This window comes from Ensifer sp. Root142 (genome assembly GCF_001426785.1).
Taxonomy (GTDB): domain Bacteria; phylum Pseudomonadota; class Alphaproteobacteria; order Rhizobiales; family Rhizobiaceae; genus Ensifer; species Ensifer canadensis.
This window is the reverse complement of record NZ_LMFK01000034.1, coordinates 206,100-223,211: the sequence shown is the minus strand read 5'-3', so window position 1 is coordinate 223,211 and position 17,112 is coordinate 206,100. Positions and strand designations below refer to the sequence as shown.

Here is a 17,112-nt window from a genome sequence, read left to right as displayed (position 1 = left end):
CATGGCAACCGAAGTCAAAACCACCTGTCCCTATTGCGGTGTCGGCTGCGGCGTGGTCGCGACGGTTGGCGATGACGGCGGCATCGGTGTGAAAGGCGACCCGGATCATCCGGCCAACTTCGGCCGGCTTTGCTCCAAGGGGGCGGCGCTTGCCGAGACGCTCGATCTCGACGGGCGGCTGCTCTATCCCGAGATCGGTGGACAGGCCGCGGAGTGGGATAAGGCGCTCGACCTCGTCGCCGATCGCTTTTCGCAGGCAATTGCAGAGCACGGGCCGGATTCTGTCGCCTTCTATGTCTCCGGTCAGTTGCTGACCGAGGACTACTATGTCGCCAACAAACTGATGAAGGGGTTCATCGGTTCGGGGAATATCGACACCAACTCGCGCCTCTGCATGTCCTCATCGGTGGCGGGTCATCGCCGCGCCTTCGGATCGGACACCGTTCCCGGTTGCTACGAGGATCTGGAGCTTGCCGATCTCGTGGTGCTGACGGGCTCCAACCTCGCCTGGTGCCATCCGGTACTCTACCAGCGCCTCGTTGCTGCCAAGGCGGCGCGCCCACAGATGCGCGTCGTCGTCATCGACCCGCGCCGCACCATGACGGCCGATATCGCCGACATGCATCTGGCGGTCCGGCCGGATGGCGACGTCGCGCTCTTCAATGGTCTCCTTGCGTACCTGGCCTCCAGCCCGGCCGTAAACCAGGGCTACATCTCGGCACACACCAGCGGATTTGCCGAGGCCCTCGCCGCGGCAAGCGCCTTCGATCAAGCCACACTGGCGCGACTAACTGGGCTCGACGAACAGGAACTCGCCACCTTCTTCCGACTTTTCGAGAGCAGCGAAAAGGTCGTCACCTGCTACAGCCAGGGGGTCAACCAATCGGTCTCCGGCTCCGACAAGGTCAATGCCATCATCAACTGTCACCTGGCGACCGGCCGGATTGGTCGACCCGGCATGGGGCCGTTCTCCCTGACGGGCCAACCCAACGCCATGGGCGGCCGCGAGGTCGGTGGTCTTGCCAATATGCTGGCCGCCCACATGGACATCGAGAAGGCGGGAGACCGCGATCAGGTCAGACGTTTCTGGGGCGCGCCGGCCATCGCCGCAAGACCGGGCCTCAAGGCCGTCGACATGTTTCGCGCGGTCGCCGACGGGCGCATCAAGGCGATCTGGATCATGGCGACCAATCCGGTCGTGTCGATGCCGGATGCCGATGCGATCGAGGCCGCGCTCAGGGCCTGTCCCTTCGTCGTGGTCTCCGATGTCATCAGGCAAACAGATACGACCCGTCATGCGCATGTGCTGTTACCTTCGCTTGGCTGGGGCGAGAAGGATGGCACCGTTACGAACTCCGAGCGCCGCATCTCCCGCCAGCGCAGTTTCCTGACGGCTCCTGGTGAAGCCCGGGCGGACTGGTGGCAACTTGCCGAAGTCGGCAGCCGCATGGGTTTTGCCGGCGCCTTTGCCTACGCATCGGCATCCGAAATCTTTGCCGAACATGCCGGCCTTTCCGGTTTCGAGAACGATGGCCGGCGCGATTTCGATGTCGGCGCCTATGCCGAAATCGATGGTGCCGGCTATGATGCACTCACGCCGTTCCAATGGCCGCAGCCGCGCGGTAAGGCAAGTACTGTGACGCGCTTCTTCGCCGATGGCGGATTCTACCATCCAGATGGTCGCGCGCGCTTCATCGCGACCACAAGCCAGATTGCCAAGCGCGTGAGCGATGCCTTCCCCTTCACCCTCAATACCGGCCGCGTTCGCGACCACTGGCACACGATGACCCGGACGGGAAAGAGCGCGCGGCTCTCCGCTCATATCGGCGAACCCTTCGTCGAGATCCACCCCCGCGATGCGATGGAGCTTGATCTTTCGCCGGCTGATCTCGTGGTGCTGGAAAGCCCCTTTGGTGCGGCGGTCGTCCGAGCACTGATCACCGACCGCCAGGCGCGCGGCAATCTCTTCGTGCCCATGCATTGGAACGACCAGTTCGCGGCTAAGGCGCGCATCGATGCCTTGGTGCCGCCGATCACCGATCCTGTTTCGGGCCAGCCCGCCTCCAAGAACGTTGCCGTTTCCGCCCGCCGTTTCGCAGCCTCCACCTATGGATTTGCAGTCAGTGCCGCAAGGCCGGAAGGGCTTGATTGCGCCTATTGGGCGCTGGCCAAGGCAAGGGCCGGGTGGCGGCTCGAACTGGCATCGCAGACCGAGCCTGATGATTGGGTCGCGTGGTGCCGACGCATCTTCGATATCCCGGTGGATATCGAGCCGATCGGCTATGCCGACGGGCCGTCCGGCCATCGCCGGCTCGCCTTCTTCGATGGCGCCAAGCTGTTGCTGGCGCTTTATCTCGCGCCAGAACCCGTCGCCGTTGCCCGCAGTTGGGTGGTCGAGCAGCTCGGCGCCTCGCATGCCGATCTGCGACTTCGCTTTGCGCTCGTGGCCGGCCGACCGGGTGCGGATAAGCCCGATCCGGGAGCAACCGTCTGCTCCTGTTTCAATGTCGGGATCAACCAGATCGTTGCTGCCGTCCGTGGCGGCTGCCGCTCGGTCGAAGCTATCGGCCAGACGCTGAATGCCGGAACCAATTGCGGCTCGTGCCGCGCCGAGATCAGGGGGATCGTCGATGGATGCCTTGCTGCTGCCGCGGAATGAAAGGCGCCTGCGCGTGGACCCGCCGCGCATGATGCCTTTAGCGAAGCTGCCCGTGTTCTTTGCGCTCGAAGGCCGCCGTGTCGTTGTGGCCGGCGGCTCCGACGCCTGCGCCTGGAAGGCGGAACTGTTGGCGGCCTGCGGTGCCGAGGTGCATGTCTATGCACCGCCTGAGGAAATCGGAGAGGCCTGCGCCCGCCTTTTCGAGGCCGGTTCCTCTCACCCAGGCGGCAGGTTCACCCATCACCGCGAGGCCTGGACAAAGGAAGCGTTCGCTGGTGCGGCGCTTGCGATTGCCGACTGCGAGGGCGATGAGGACGCGCGGTCCTTCTTCGAGGCGGCCAATGCGGCTGGCGTGCCGGTCAACATTATCGACAAACCGGTCTATTGCCAGTTTCAGTTCGGCTCCATCGTCAATCGCTCGCCGGTCATTGTCGCCATATCGACTGACGGCGCCGCGCCCATTCTTGCCCAAGCGATCCGCCGGCGCATCGAGACCTTGCTGCCGCCGGTCCTGAAGGATTGGGCGTCGCTGGCACAGGCGATCCGCGACAAGGTCAATGCGCGCCTCAAGCCCGGCGCGGCACGCCGCGCCTTTTGGGAGCGTTTTGTCGATCGTGCCTTTCAGGAGACACCGGAGGAGGGTGTCGAGATGCGGCTGGTGGCGGAGATGGATCGCCTCGCGGCGAACCGGACCGACACCGGCCGCGTCACGCTCGTCGGCGCCGGGCCGGGCGACGCGGAGCACCTGACGCTGAAGGCGGTGCGTGCCCTGCAAGCGGCCGATGTCATCCTTTTCGACGGTCTCGTTTCCGATGAGGTGCTGGAGCTTGCCCGTCGCGAAGCCAAGCGTCTGCTGGTGGGCAAACGTGGTGGGCGCGCGAACTGCAGCCACGAAGACCTCAACGACATGATGGTATCCTGGGCACGCGCCGGCAAACGGGTTGTCCGGCTGCAATCCGGTGACCCGGCGATTGTCGGCCGTAGCCGCGAGGAGATCGCCCGGTTGGAAGAAAGGGGCATTGCGGTCGATGTCGTCCCGGGCATCGCGGCGGCGAGCGCCATGGCGGCACGCGTGTGCGTCCCGGTTGGAGACCGGGATCATAGCGATCCCATCTCCCGTTGGGCGTGACGACGCAGACCGCCTTTATTGACAACGATCGCAAGGCGACAGTTGAGGGACGCATCTTAGATGCGCATTTCGCGCTGTGGTTCTATAGGCAGCAAACCGCCAGTAGCGTCGTCACTTCCTCTGGGACCGGCCGCTGCAGCATCTCTGTCATTCGCCCTGGGCGAAGCGCCACCATGAACTCTGATCAAGGCGCCGCTGCGGGATCCGCGACGAAAGCAGGGCCGATCGGCAGCGCACGTTTATGTCCGCTCCCCCGATACGCAGCAAGAATTCGCTCGGCGGCCGACTTGCTTATGGTCTTTCCTTCGAGGAAGTCATCGATCGCGTCATAGCCAATTCCATAGACCTCTTCATCGGGCTTCAGCGGGGCGTCTGTCTCCAGATCGGCTGTGGGGACCTTGGAGACGAGATCGGACGGTGCGCCCATGTAAGTGGCGATGGCGCGTACCCGTCTCTTGTTCAGCCCACTGAGAGGGACGACATCTGCGGCGCCGTCTCCGTGCTTGGTGAAGAAGCCCATCAGGGCCTCGGCGGCATGGTCCGTTCCAATCACCAGCCCGTTTGCGGCACCGGCGATCGCGTACTGGTAGATCATCCGCTGACGCGCCTTCACATTGCCGAGGTGGAAGTCGTCGCGCGCCGTGCCAAAAAGATCGCCAGCGGATTTTCGAACCTCAGTGAACAAAGCGTCGGCAGCCGTTTTGACATTTGCTTCCAGGCCAAGATCGGGGTTGATCACCGCCAGACATTCGCGAGCGGCCGCTTCGTCAGCCTGTGTCCCATAGGGCAGCCGAACGGCGATGAACTGCGCGAGATAGCCGTCCTCGCGCAACGCCCGGACGGCGGCCTGTGCAAGCAAGCCGGCAGTCAGGGAATCGACCCCACCGCTTATACCCAATACATAGGCCCGGGCATTTGCCTGTCGCAAATAGCCGGCCAAAAAAGCAATCCGCTCTCTTGCTTCCCTCTCTGCATCGAACGCACCTGGCACGCCGAGTGCCCGAATGATCTCGAATTGCTCATCCACTGACCAATTTCCGGTCAAATCTGCCTCCCATTCGACGCGTCCGCGTCAAGCGCTGTCATCGCCTGTTCGTCTTGTGTGGCGGTCTTCCCAATGTTGCTCGGCGCCCGGCACTGGGGCAAGCCAGGGCTCACGTCTCTTCACCCACAATTCATAGGTCGGAACCAGTTTGGTCGGTGCATCGTTCAAGGTGCCAAGCTGGACCTCGGCTTCATCTTCGTCATAGGCAAACATGTGGGAGCTGCAGCGTGTGCAGAAACGCTGTCCGTTATGGGCAAGCGTCGTCTCCCCGCTAGCGGCGAAATCGTCTCTGGCCCAAATGGCGTAGAATGTGAATGCCGATCCGCTCTCCCGACGGCAATTGGCGCAGTGACAGATACCAACTCGGATGGGTTCGCCTTTCACCTCGTATTTGACCTGCCCGCAGAGGCAGCTACCTGATCTCTTCGTCATGGTTGTGGCTCCGGTTCCTCCACAGGCGGGGGCTGGTTCGATCATCAATGACTCACCGGGATCCAGATTGCCATTGCTGGGCCTCGAAAATGAAGGGAGCCAAAGCCGGTAGTATTTGCCAAGCCCAATGCATCCAAATGGAGGGTCAAACGTTGACGCCTTGAAATCATCGGAGCGTCTGATGTTACCGAAACGCATCACAACGGATCCTGCGGCGGCAATAGCCGTAGTTGCGGTAGCGATGGTCGCCGTCAGTTTCCTTTTATCCCGGCAGACAGCGATACGCGCGCGAGGAGTATCGATGTCCAATGACCAGCATTCGATTGTGGAGGATGAGCACGGACGCTATGCATCGGTGCCGGAACAATTGCCAGCGCGAGGTTTGCGCGATGTGTTTTGGCGAGTCGTGCATGAGGTTGCTGAAGATCGGGTGGCTTTCGTTGCGGCCGGAGTGACCTTCTACTTGCTGCTCGCCTTGTTTCCAGCGCTTGCTGCTCTCGTATCGCTCTATGGGTTGATGGCAGATCCGGCCGTTATTTCCGACCATCTCCGCGACCTGGCAGGCATGCTTCCACCCGGAACGTTCGAAGTTTTCTCGGAGCAACTCCATGCCCTTGTCGAGCGGCGAGACACCACCCTCGGGATAGCGTTCCTCGTTGGGCTCATGATCGCTGTCTGGAGCACGCACAACGGCACTTTGGCTGTGTTTGACGCAATGAATGTGGCCTATGAGGAAAACGAGAAGCGTCGCTTCGTCAAATTGAACCTGATAGCGCTTGCGTTTACGTTCTGCGCAATACTCGCCGCAGTCTTCCTGATAGGCGTAATGGCGCTACTGCCTGCGATCCTGCAACTTGTCTGGCTCGAGCCATGGAAGGAAACGCTGGCGTTGCTTGTTCGCTGGCCCATCCTCATGCTCGTATCGTTGCTGGCGATGACCGCCGTATACCGCTTCGGGCCCAGCCGGCAGCCCGCCAGGCTTAGGTGGCTGACCTGGGGCGCGCTCTTCTCCACCTTGGCCTGGGTAGTCATGACCCTGTGCTTTTCCTGGTACCTCGACAAGTTCGCCGACTACAATGCAACCTACGGCGCTTTAGGCGGTCTCGTTGGGTTTATGATGTGGATCTGGTTATCGGTATGCATTCTGATCGTCGGGGCCGAACTCAATGCCGAACTCGAGCACCAGACATCTCGAGACACTACGACTGGCGCTCCACTGCCGATGGGAGCGCGTGGAGCGTACATGGCCGACAACATTGGCAGGATCGTCAACTAGTAAGCGCCAGATCAATGCGGCGCGGTGCAATCTGTCGGTTCGCCTACAAGCCGGCGGCGGGCGGTGTCTAAATCGCGCGGATACTTATTGTTGAGGACGAAATACTCGTTGCCACGCTCATTGAAGATACGGTCAGCGATCTTGGCCATCAGATCATTGGGCCGGCGATGCGGTAGAAGTCGCCTTGGCTGCCGCGGACAATGAAGACTTCGATTTCGCCATCCTGGACATCAACCTGGCCGGCAAACAATCATCCCCCGTGGCATACCGCCTGACGGAGCGCGGGATACCCTTCATGTTTGCCAGCGGATACCCGCGTTACCGGCCTGGTCGAGCCTTGCCTCGATGCACCGACGGTTCTGCATTTAGGCGCACGTTCTCGTCTGAAGCATGCATTGTTTGTGGCGAGCAAAACTGGCTGCCGCCTCCTGCACGCCGGTGCTCACAATGCGAAACCCGAAATTTATCCTCGTCAAATCTAAGAGGGCTTGGCGAGCGATCGTGATCGTGTTCAGATTGTTGCGCGTGGGGATCTCCGGGGTGGCGAGCGGATGATTCTGCGCTGTCGTGGCAAGTGATGGTCGTTTTGACCTGGCACATAGCCATAAGAGGGCAAGATAATGGTCCCGTTACCGCATGCCGACCAATCCGCCCATTCATCGGCCGGTACCCTGCGCCCGGACATGATCGCGGGCCTGACGGCGGCTGCCGTGGTGCTGCCGAAGGCCATGGCCTATGCGACCGTTGCCGGCCTTCCTGTCAGCGTCGGGCTCTACACCGCCTTTGTACCGATGATCGTCTATGCCCTGCTCGGCACCTCGCGCGTGCTCAGCGTCAGTTCGACGACCACGCTCGCGATCCTGACCGCGAGCCAGCTTGCGCTCGTCGTACCGGATGGGAACCCTGAACGATTGCTCACAGCGACCGCAACGCTGACGGCGCTCACGGGACTGCTTTTGATCGCGGCTTCGGCGCTTCGTTTGGGTTTCGTGGCAAATTTCATTTCGTCGCCGGTGCTCACGGGTTTCAAGGCCGGGATCGGCCTCGTCATCGTGTTGGACCAGGTGCCAAAACTGTTCGGGCTGCATTTTACCAAGGAGGGGTTCTTCCGGGATATTCTGAGCCTCGTCCACCATTTGCCCGAGACGTCGCTCGTTACATTCGCAGTCGGTGCCACGGCGCTGGTGCTCCTGCTGGTCATGGAAGGCCGTTGGCCGCATTCTCCGGCTCCGCTCGCTATAGTCGCGGCCGGGATAGCGATCTCGTGGTTGGCGGGCCTTGGACCGGCAGGCGTCGCCACAGTCGGGCACATTCCGCAGGCTCTGCCTTCATTGGTACTGCCGAATATCGACCTGGTCCTGCAGCTCATCCCTGGGGCGTGCGGCATCGCATTGATGAGCTTCACCGAGACGATTGCTGCCGGGCGAGCCTTCTCGGTCGCGGGTGAGCCTCCGATCCAGCCAAACCGCGAACTGATGGCGACGGGCGCTGCCAATCTGGCCGGCGGGCTGTTCGGCGCGATGCCGGCAGGCGGCGGCACATCGCAGACGGCGGTGGTGCGCGCCGTCGGTGGGCGCACACAAAAGGCCTCGCTGGTCACGGCAGCGGCGGCAGCGGCGACGATGCTCGTTCTTGCACCGTTGCTCGGCCTCTTGCCGCAGGCCGTGCTCGCGGCCATCGTCATCGTCTACTCCGTCGGTCTCATCAAACCCACCGAGTTCGTCTCGATACGCAAGGTTCGCCGGATGGAGTTTCGCTGGGCACTCGCCGCCTTCCTCGGCGTGCTCTTGTTCGGCACGCTCCAGGGCATTCTGGTCGCTATCACTCTGTCGCTCGTCGGTCTCTCGGGCCAGGCGGCAAACCCGCGCGTCCATGTCGTAGGCCGCAAACGCGGCGCAGACGTCTTGCGGCCGCTTTCGGCCGAGCATCCAGACGACGAAACCTTCGAGGGAATGCTGATCGTGCGCCCGGAGGGGAGGCTCTTCTTCGTGAACGCCCAGCAGGTCGGCGACCGTATTCGTACGCTGGCCAATGAACAAAAGCCGCGCGTTCTGATGCTGGACCTTAGTCGCGTTTTCGACATCGAATACTCGGCACTCCAGATGATCATTGATGGCGAGCGAAGCCTTGCGCGCGGGGGCATCGAACTCTGGCTCGCAGGCCTCAACCCGGATGTGCTCGCCTATATCAGGGCATCGGGGTTTGCCGACCAGCTTGGCCCTGACCGCATGTTCTTCAATACCCGCTCTGGTATCCGCCACCACCAGGACAGCCTCACGGTCGCGCCGTCACAGCCCGGTGCGGCAACGACCTGACGTGTCGGCGCACCGGGATCCGGCTTTCGCGCTTCGCTGTGTTTGTTTTCGGCCGCTCCTCCTGGAGCATAGTTCCAAGGCGTGGATGCGCCTTCCGACCAAACTCGGGAAGTAATGACGCATCAATCAGTTCAAGGGCCAGAAAAGAACCAAAACACTGTGTGTTCCTTGGTTTGGCGCCGTATTTGAAAGTTTCGGATATCATACTATTTTTATTCTGAATAACGCCTTGAAACGAGTGTGTAAGGGTGTATTCTCGCAGAAATAGCGATGAGGATTTAGTCAGATTTGGTTCCCGATTTCCGAGTAACAGGGGAAGCTCTATGATTGACTGGTTTGTAAATACGCTTCGCACTTATCCCGAAATTGCAATATTTCTCTCTTTGGCGCTTGGATACTACTTCGGTTCGTTCACCTACAAGGGCCTGGGCCTTGGTGCAGTGACCGCCACGCTCGTTGCTGCCGTCATCATCGGGCAGATCGGGATCACCATATCGCCACCGCTCAAGGCTACGTTCTTTCTGATGTTCCTGTTCGCGATCGGCTACGGTGTCGGGCCGCAATTCGTGCGCGGCATTGCCAAGGATGGCATCCCGCAGGCATTGTTCGCCGTGGTTGTGTGCGTCTTTTGCCTCGGGGCGCCCTTTATTGCCGCCAAGATAGCCGGTTATGATGTCGGTTCCGCGCTGGGGCTCTATGCCGGTTCGCAGACAATCTCCGCGTCGATGGGTTTGGGAACGGACGCAATCAATCGTCTTGGTCTGGCACCGGAAGAAGCCAAGCGGCTGCTGGACGCGATGCCGGTCGCCTATGCCGTCACCTATATTTTCGGCACGGTGGGGTCGGCTATTGTGCTGGCCCTGATCGGCCCCGCGCTTCTGGGTATCGATCTGGAGGCGGAATGCAAGCGCTACGAGGCGGAACAGGGCGGCAAGAAGGAAGTTGGCGGGGCGGGAACCGCTTGGCATCACTACGAGTTGCGCGCCTATCGCGTTCGGGAGGGAGGGCCGGTCGTCGGCAAGACGGCACGTGAAGCCGAATCCTTGATCCCCGAGCAGCGGGTTTTCATCGAGCGTATCCGCCGAGGATCGAAGATCGAGGATGCAACGGCGGACACGGTCATCCAGGCGGGCGATGTCGTTGCCGTGGCAGGCCGACGCGAAGTGCTGGTGAGCCTGATCGGTCATGCTGCAGAAGAAGTCGACGATCGCGAGTTGCTGGCCGTTCCTGTGGAAGGTGTCGATGTCCTTGTCACGACCAAAGAAGCGAACGGGAAGACGCTGGCCGAATTGGCGCAATGGCCGTCATCGCGTGGCGTGTTCCTGCGCCGGATCGCGCGTGGTGCCACGGCGACGGAAATTCCGATCCTTCCGAACACCCAGATCCATCGCGGGGACATTCTGACGATCGTCGGACGGACGCAAGATACTGCCGCGGCCGCCAAGGCACTCGGGGTGGCCGACCGTCCGAGCGACGTTGCCGACGTCGCGTTCATCGGCGCTGCGATTACAATCGGCGCTTTGATCGGCGCACTCGTCTATAAGGTCGGCGATGTGCCATTTACGCTGTCCACATCAGGGGGGGCGTTGATCTCCGGGCTCTTCTTCGGTTGGCTGCGCTCCGTGCGGCCGAAGTTCGGACGCATACCGACATCGACGGTCTGGTTCATGAATTCAGTCGGCCTCAATGTCTTCATCGCCGTGGTCGGCATATCGTCAGGGCCAGGCTTTGTTGCAGGCCTGCAGCAGCTTGGTTTCAGCCTGTTCCTTTGGGGCATTTTCGCAACGACCGTGCCGTTGGTACTGGCAATGTATGTCGGGAAATATGTGTTCCGGTTCCACCCCGCCATTCTCTTGGGGTGCTGCTCCGGCGCGCGCACGACGACTGCCTCCCTCGGCATGATCAACGATCGCGCCAAGAGCCAGATCCCCGGGCTCGGCTATACCGTTACCTATGCCGTCGGCAACACCCTGCTGACGATCTGGGGCATGGTGCTTGTGATGATGATGACCTAGAGCTTTTCGAGGAACAGTGCGAAGCGGTCTTCTGTCAGGAAATGCGTAAAGACAAAGAGATAGTGCGTTTGCGACTCCGTTTAAATCGGAAACGCTCTAGCGACCTGTTTCGGACCGTAAGGGATCGTCTTTCGAAGTGCATAAGTCTCATTTTGCGACCGGAATTGTAGCTGCCACTGAGTGAGAGCCGCGGACTGGTGACAGTGGACAGCCGATTCAGAACAGAGTTGGGAGCGCGTTATGCCAAGCAAAACCACACATGTAGATCAGTTTCTGCTCATCCATTCGGCACGGGCCGATAATTGGCGCGAGATCACGACATTGGCCGATGCCTGGGCCGCTAACCGGGGTGAGCGGACAGCGCTGGAGGCGGCGATCGCCGAAGTGGCACCGGCCGAGGAGTACCACGCCTATCCGGGTGGGCGATTGCTTTCGGCGCTGGCCGAGCGCATCGCCACCAACGATGCCGGCGGGGCGGCGAAACTCGCGCGGCGCATCTCCAACGGGCTTCTTTCCCATTCCTATCGCGGGCGCCCGAGCGAGTGGGATGTCCATGACGAGATGTCCGTGACAGACGTGCCCGATATCATGCCTCCCGGAACCGGGGAAGCGGGCGGCCGCCGGCCATACTTCGAAGTTCTGTTCGTCAACAGCCAGCCGGCCGTGCGGTGGGAGGCGTTCGCAGCCGAGATCCGCAGGCTACGCCGGCCCGAGGATGGCTTCATCTACGAGCCTGTTCTGGTGGGATCCTTTGAGGATGCGTTCTGTGCGGCCGCATTGAACCCGGCCATCATTGCCGTCGTGCTCGCCGAGGGTTTTCCCTATCGCTCGCGTCACGACGCGCCGGTGCTCCGCTCCGTGCTTGATCCGCTTGGAGAAGCCGAGGGACCGGACATGTCGGCGCTGCGTCTGGCGCGCGGGTTGAAGCGGATCCGGCCGGAGCTCGACGTCTATCTGCTGTCTGACCGTCAGGTGGAAAAGATCGCCGGCGATCCGGCCGCAGATGCGGTTCGGCGTGTGTTCTACGCGGTCGAGGAACCGCTGGAGATGCATCTCGCCATCCTTGAAGGCGTGCAGGCGCGCTACGAAACGCCCTTCTTCGACAATCTGAAGAAATATGCGCGGCGGCCTATCGGCACATTTCATGCCCTGCCCATCGCCCGCGGCAAGTCCGTCTTCAAGTCGGACTGGATCCGCGACATGGGCGAGTTCTATGGGCTCAACCTGTTCCTGGCGGAAAGTAGCGCGACGACAGGCGGCCTTGATAGTCTCCTGGAGCCTACCGGCACGATCAAGCGCTCTCAGGAGTTGGCCGCACGCGCCTTCGGCGCTGACCACGTCTTCTTCGTGACGAATGGCACGTCCACCTCCAACAAGATGGCGGTGCAGGCGCTTCTGGCGCCCGGCGACATCGCGGTTGTCGATCGCAACTGCCACAAGTCGCACCATTACGGCATGGTCCTGACCGGCGCACAGCCCTATTACGTCGAAGCTTTCCCGATGACGGAGTATTCGATGTATGGCGCCGTGCCGCTCGCCACCATCAAGCGCGCGCTGCTGGCCTTGCGGGCGGAAGGGCGCCTCGACCGGCTGAAGCTGCTTGACCTCACCAACTGCACTTTCGACGGACATATGTACAATGTCAGGCGGGTGATGGAGGAATGCCTAGCCATCAAGCCAGACCTTATCTTCCTCTGGGACGAGGCGTGGTCCGGGTTTGCCCGGTTTTCGCCCTTCCTGCGTCCACGCACGGCCATGGGGGCGGCAGCCGATATCGAGGATTGGCTGCGCGATCCGGCCTCGGTCGACGCTTATGAAAAGCAGCGCGCCGACCTCGGCAAGGATCCCTCCGATGAAGCACTGCTCGCCGCTCGCCTGATCCCAGATCCGCGCCTTGTCCGCCTTCGGGTCTACCAGACCAACTCGACGCACAAATCAATGTCGGCGATCCGGCAGGGCTCAATGTTGCTGGTCAAGGATGTCGATTTTCACAACGTCGAGGCCCAGTTCCACGAGGCGGTATTCACCCATGCCTCGACCAGTCCGAACCAGCAGTTGATCGCCAGCCTCGACATTGCACGCAGGCAGATGGAACTCGACGGTTACGGACTGGTGATGAACGCGATCGAGATCGCGCTCAAGATCCGCCGGGCGATCAACGAGCACCCGCTGATTTCGAAATACTTCCGTGTTCTTGGTGCCGATGAGATGATCCCGGCGGAGTACCGGCAATCAGGATTCAAGGACTATCTGGCGCCCGGCTCGACCTGGGCCACAGCGGTCAAGGCGATGAACGAGGACGAGTTCTACCTCGATCCCACGCGCATGACGCTGGTGTGCGGGACGGCTGGTTTTGATGGAACGCAGTTCAAGGGATTGTTGGCGAACGAATATGATATCCAGCTGAACAAGACGTCGCGCAACAGTGTGCTGCTACAGTCCAACATCAACAATACCCGCAGCGATATTGCGCATCTAATCCGTGTTCTGGTCGAGATCTGCCGTGGCATCGAGAAGCGCCTGGCCGACGGCGGGGAGGGCGAGCGTGCGGCTTTCGCGGCACGGGTAAAGTCGCTGATGACCGATGTGCCCGACCTTCCCAATTTCAGCCACTTCCACGAAGTGTATCGCAGCGATGCAGGGCGAACGACGCCGGAGGGCGATATGCGAGCCGCCTTCTTCAACGCCTATGACGCGTCTGTGTGCGAATATGTGCCGCTCATCGGTGCCGAATGCGATCGGCGCCTGAAGGACGGGCCGGAAATGGTCTCCGCCAACTTCGTCATTCCCTATCCGCCCGGATTTCCGATCATGGTGCCGGGTCAGGTACTGACGCAGGAGACGATCGACTTCATGCGCAAACTGGATGTGAAGGAGATCCATGGCTACGAGAAGGCGCGCGGACTGAAGCTGGTCAAGCCAGACGCAGTCGCCACCAAGGCGAAGCGTCAATCAAAAGCACGGTAGCGCCGGGATATATCGGCGCTCAATTGTTTCGATTTGGTCATTCTCGTGGCGATCCAGCGCGCACGGGCGACCGGAGCGGCAGCCAGCTACAGCGGTTGGCTGGGTGATTACGACCCGGTGCGTCGTGGTCGCTTTTTTATGGCTTAACTTTTTGCATGAGCGTTTGGGGTCGGCAGTGAAGGCGTCGTAGCCCCGGATCGGGGCGAGGGGGGAGCTAATCTGGACATGGTTTGGGTCGAGCAATTCCTGATCAAATATCCCGAGCTTGCCGTATTCCTTGCTATCAGCATTGGATATCTGATCGGCGGTCTCAAGTTCGGTGGCTTCAGCCTCGGACCCGTTACCGGCTCGCTGTTTGCGGGCATCCTGATCGGGCAGTTCGCCCATGTGCCGATTGCCGGGATGGCGAAATCGCTGCTCTTTCTCTTGTTCCTCTTCGGCATCGGCTACTCGGTCGGACCGCAGTTCCTGCAAGCCCTGAAGCGGGACGGGATGAAGCCCGTACTCCTTGCGGTCGTCGTCTGTGTGACCGGGCTGCTCATGTCTGTCGTGGTCGCCAAAATCCTTGGTCTCGATCCCGGCTTTGCAGCCGGGCTTCTGTCCGGCTCCCTCACCGAAAGCCCGGCTATGGGCACGGCAACCGAAGCGATCAATGCGTTGCCGCTGCCCGAGGCGGATCGCGCGCGGTTTGTGGCGCATATCGCTGTGGCTGACGCTGTTTGCTACGTCTTCGGCGCGGTTGGCGTCATTCTGTTTTGCAGTGTCGTCGGCCCCAGGCTGCTTGGCATCGACCTCGTTGCCGAGGCGCTGAAACTGGAGAAGGAGTACGGAATTACCCGCAAGGTGGCCGGTGTCTCCTCCGCCTGGCACAGGTTCGAAATTCGCGCTTACCAGATCGTGGACGCCGCGCCAGTCGCTGGCCTGTCAATAGCCGCCGCCGAGGCGACGTATCCAGAGCACAGGCTCTTCATTCAGCGCCTGCGTCGGAGGGGCGCAATCATCGAGGCGGCCCCGGAGGTCGTGATCAACCCCGGTGATATCGTCGCTGTATCCGGGACGAGGGAGGCGCTGGTCAGCGTCCTTGGGCCGCGCGCCGAGGAGATCGAGGACCGTGAACTGCTCGATGTCCCGGTATCGGTTTCCGATGTGCTGCTGACAAGCCCTGATCTCAAGGGGAAAAGCATCGCGGATGTCGCTAAGGAAAGCTGGACACGCAGCCTCTACCTGCGCGCCATTACGCGCGGGGGGCAGGATATTCCTATCGCGCCGGGGATTACGGTGGAGCGTGGTGATATCCTGCGCCTGGTGGGGCCGGAAGCCGTCGTGTCGAGCGCCGCCAAGCGCATTGGCGTTGTGGTCGCGCCGACGACGGCGACAGACTTCCTGGTCCTTGGTTTTGCGATATTCCTTGGTGGGCTTGTCGGCGTTCTCGTCACTTTTCCCATCGGTGACATGCGGATTTCGCTCAGCACCAGTGTGGGCACGCTCCTGGCTGGGTTAACGGTGGGGCATCTGCGCACGCGCTTCCCGCTCTTCGGCCGAATACCGGATGCCGCCGTGTCGCTCATGACCTCGCTTGGTCTTGCCGCCTTTGTCGCGATGACCGGCCTTCATGCCGGACCCGTGTTTGCCTCCGCCATCGCCGAAGCGGGTATCGGTCTTCTGTTCGGCGGTATGATCGTTACCATGATACCGCTGATCGTTGGTCTGTACTTCGGGCGCTACGTGCTTGGCATGAACCCGATATTGCTGCTGGGCGGGCTCGCAGGGGCGCAGACCATGACAGCCGGCATGGCGGCCGTTCAGGACAGGTCGGGAAGCACCGTTGCCGTCCTTGGCTACACGCCGGCGGTCCCCATCGGCCATATCCTGCTCACGACTTGGGGAACGGTCATTGTCGGTATCGTCGCGGGATGAAAATAGGCAGGTTTAATCAATCAGCGGCGACGCTGCTGCATGCTAGAATTCGCAACAGACTTTCACAGTAAAAAGACGAATACTGAATGCGAATCGACGATGCGAATCGCCAATGATCTGAAAGGTGCTTTTGATGCGACAGACACTATACATTGTTCCGCCCGCACTTCTCATCGCTGCACTGGCGGCCGCAGAGCCTGTGTCGGCGCAGGAGGCGGTAAAACCGGCGGTGCAGCCCACGGAGGCCAGCAAGGCTCCGGAACACTGGATTCCCAAGCTGCGAGTCGGCGACGACAATGCCTATTTTGAATTCTACGGCCAGATCAACAAGGGCCTGCTGGTCTACGATGACGGCGGGGCAACGGATAACTACTTTCCGGTCGACAACGGCAACTCGTCCACGCGGGCGGGCTTTCGCGCATACACCCTCATGGAAAAGGGTTGGTCGTTCGGCGCCAATCTCGAATGGGAATGGAACCCTTATTCGACAACCAACGTCAACCAGTTGAACAAGGACCACTATGATTGGGGGACTGACCTGCTGCGCAAGGCGGAAATTTACCTCGACTCGAAGGAATACGGCAAGTTCTGGCTCGGCCAGGGCAGCATGGCGTCGGACTCGACGGCCGAGGTCGATCTGTCCGGCACGGGCGTGGTAGGCTATTCGCTTGTTTCTGATATGGCCGGGGGACCGTTTTTCCGCAACGATGACGGGACGCTTTCGACGGTCAAGGTCAAGGACGCGTTCACCAACTATGATGGTCTCGGTCGCAAGTTCCGCGCCCGATATGACACGCCTTCGTATGGCGGATTCAGCTTTGCGAGTTCGGTCGGCACACAGGTCGTGCCCGAAGAAACCGACGTTACCGTGTGGGACATGGCGGTTCGATACGATGAGACCTATGATGCCTTCAAGGTCGGTGCCGCAGTTGCCTTTTCGAGGCCAGGCGACGGCAACTCGATTTACGACGCGTCCGTTTCCGTCTTGCATATCGATACCGGTCTCAGCCTCACCCTTGCCGCGGCCTATTCCGACAAGGAAACGGTCGATGGACACTATGGCTACGTGAAGGTCGGCTATCAGACTGATATTTTCGACGTCGGCAAAACCGCGTTTTCGGTCGACGCCTATTTCGGCAAGGACATTGCGGGCAAGGGCAGCAACAGCGATTCCTTCGGGGCACAGATTGTCCAGAATCTCGACTATCTGCAGACGGAACTCTATCTTGGAGCCCGGACCTACTCCTTAGATCAAGAGACCGCCGACCTCCAGGATAGCTTCGCTGTTCTGGGCGGCGCCAGAATAAAGTTCTGAAGCAACAGTCGGCAGCGTGCTGCCGGCCGTGCCACACGATCA

Annotated in this window: 10 protein-coding genes and 1 pseudogene; 8 read left to right on the top strand and 3 right to left on the bottom strand. The window is 61.0% G+C overall.

What is annotated here, in order from left to right; translation table 11 throughout:
• Nucleotide 1 precedes the first annotated feature (1 nt).
• Together ASD52_RS25860 and cysG are read left to right on the top strand one after the other, a co-directional pair.
• Nucleotides 2-2,659: a nitrate reductase gene (locus ASD52_RS25860; RefSeq protein ID WP_057225820.1), complete on the top strand. Its 2,658-nt coding sequence runs from the start codon at nt 2-4 to the stop codon at nt 2,657-2,659.
• Nucleotides 2,631-3,764, top strand: a pseudogene (cysG, locus tag ASD52_RS25855) (siroheme synthase CysG); the annotation flags it as partial. The gene ASD52_RS25860 and the pseudogene cysG, both read left to right, overlap by 29 nt.
• A gap of 208 nt (nt 3,765-3,972) precedes the next feature.
• On the opposite strand, the gene nadE reads toward cysG, so the two are convergent.
• Together nadE and ASD52_RS25845 are read right to left on the bottom strand one after the other, a co-directional pair.
• Nucleotides 3,973-4,815, bottom strand: coding sequence for an ammonia-dependent NAD(+) synthetase (nadE, locus tag ASD52_RS25850; RefSeq protein WP_239637611.1), 843 nt, complete (start codon nt 4,813-4,815; stop codon nt 3,973-3,975).
• A gap of 45 nt (nt 4,816-4,860) precedes the next feature.
• A complete protein-coding gene (locus tag ASD52_RS25845; protein ID WP_025430168.1) occupies nt 4,861-5,265 on the bottom strand; it encodes a GFA family protein in 405 nt (134 codons plus the stop codon).
• Between the two features lie 241 nt (nt 5,266-5,506).
• On the opposite strand from ASD52_RS25845, the gene ASD52_RS25840 reads away from it, so the two are divergent.
• A complete protein-coding gene (locus tag ASD52_RS25840) occupies nt 5,507-6,541 on the top strand; it encodes a YihY/virulence factor BrkB family protein (RefSeq protein WP_309141656.1) in 1,035 nt (344 codons plus the stop codon).
• 11 nt (nt 6,542-6,552) lie between these two features.
• Here the strand turns inward: ASD52_RS25840 and ASD52_RS39615 are convergent, their stop codons facing one another.
• Complete coding sequence (locus ASD52_RS39615) at nt 6,553-6,690, bottom strand: hypothetical protein (protein ID WP_156408444.1); 138 nt, start codon at nt 6,688-6,690, stop codon at nt 6,553-6,555.
• A gap of 471 nt (nt 6,691-7,161) precedes the next feature.
• Between ASD52_RS39615 and ASD52_RS25835 the strand changes: the two genes are divergently transcribed.
• From ASD52_RS25835 to ASD52_RS25815, 5 genes are all read left to right on the top strand, one after another.
• Nucleotides 7,162-8,856: a SulP family inorganic anion transporter gene (locus ASD52_RS25835; RefSeq protein ID WP_025430166.1), complete on the top strand. Its 1,695-nt coding sequence runs from the start codon at nt 7,162-7,164 to the stop codon at nt 8,854-8,856.
• 323 nt (nt 8,857-9,179) lie between these two features.
• Nucleotides 9,180-10,871 (top strand): aspartate-alanine antiporter, encoded by a 1,692-nt coding sequence (gene aspT, locus ASD52_RS25830; RefSeq protein WP_025430165.1) that lies wholly within the window; start codon nt 9,180-9,182, stop codon nt 10,869-10,871.
• Between the two features lie 240 nt (nt 10,872-11,111).
• Nucleotides 11,112-13,838: a decarboxylase gene (locus ASD52_RS25825; protein ID WP_025430164.1), complete on the top strand. Its 2,727-nt coding sequence runs from the start codon at nt 11,112-11,114 to the stop codon at nt 13,836-13,838.
• Nucleotides 13,839-14,063: 225 nt separating this feature from the next.
• Nucleotides 14,064-15,755: an aspartate-alanine antiporter gene (aspT, locus tag ASD52_RS25820; RefSeq protein ID WP_025430163.1), complete on the top strand. Its 1,692-nt coding sequence runs from the start codon at nt 14,064-14,066 to the stop codon at nt 15,753-15,755.
• A gap of 133 nt (nt 15,756-15,888) precedes the next feature.
• Nucleotides 15,889-17,070 (top strand): porin, encoded by a 1,182-nt coding sequence (locus ASD52_RS25815; protein WP_025430162.1) that lies wholly within the window; start codon nt 15,889-15,891, stop codon nt 17,068-17,070.
• Nucleotides 17,071-17,112: the final 42 nt, after the last annotated feature.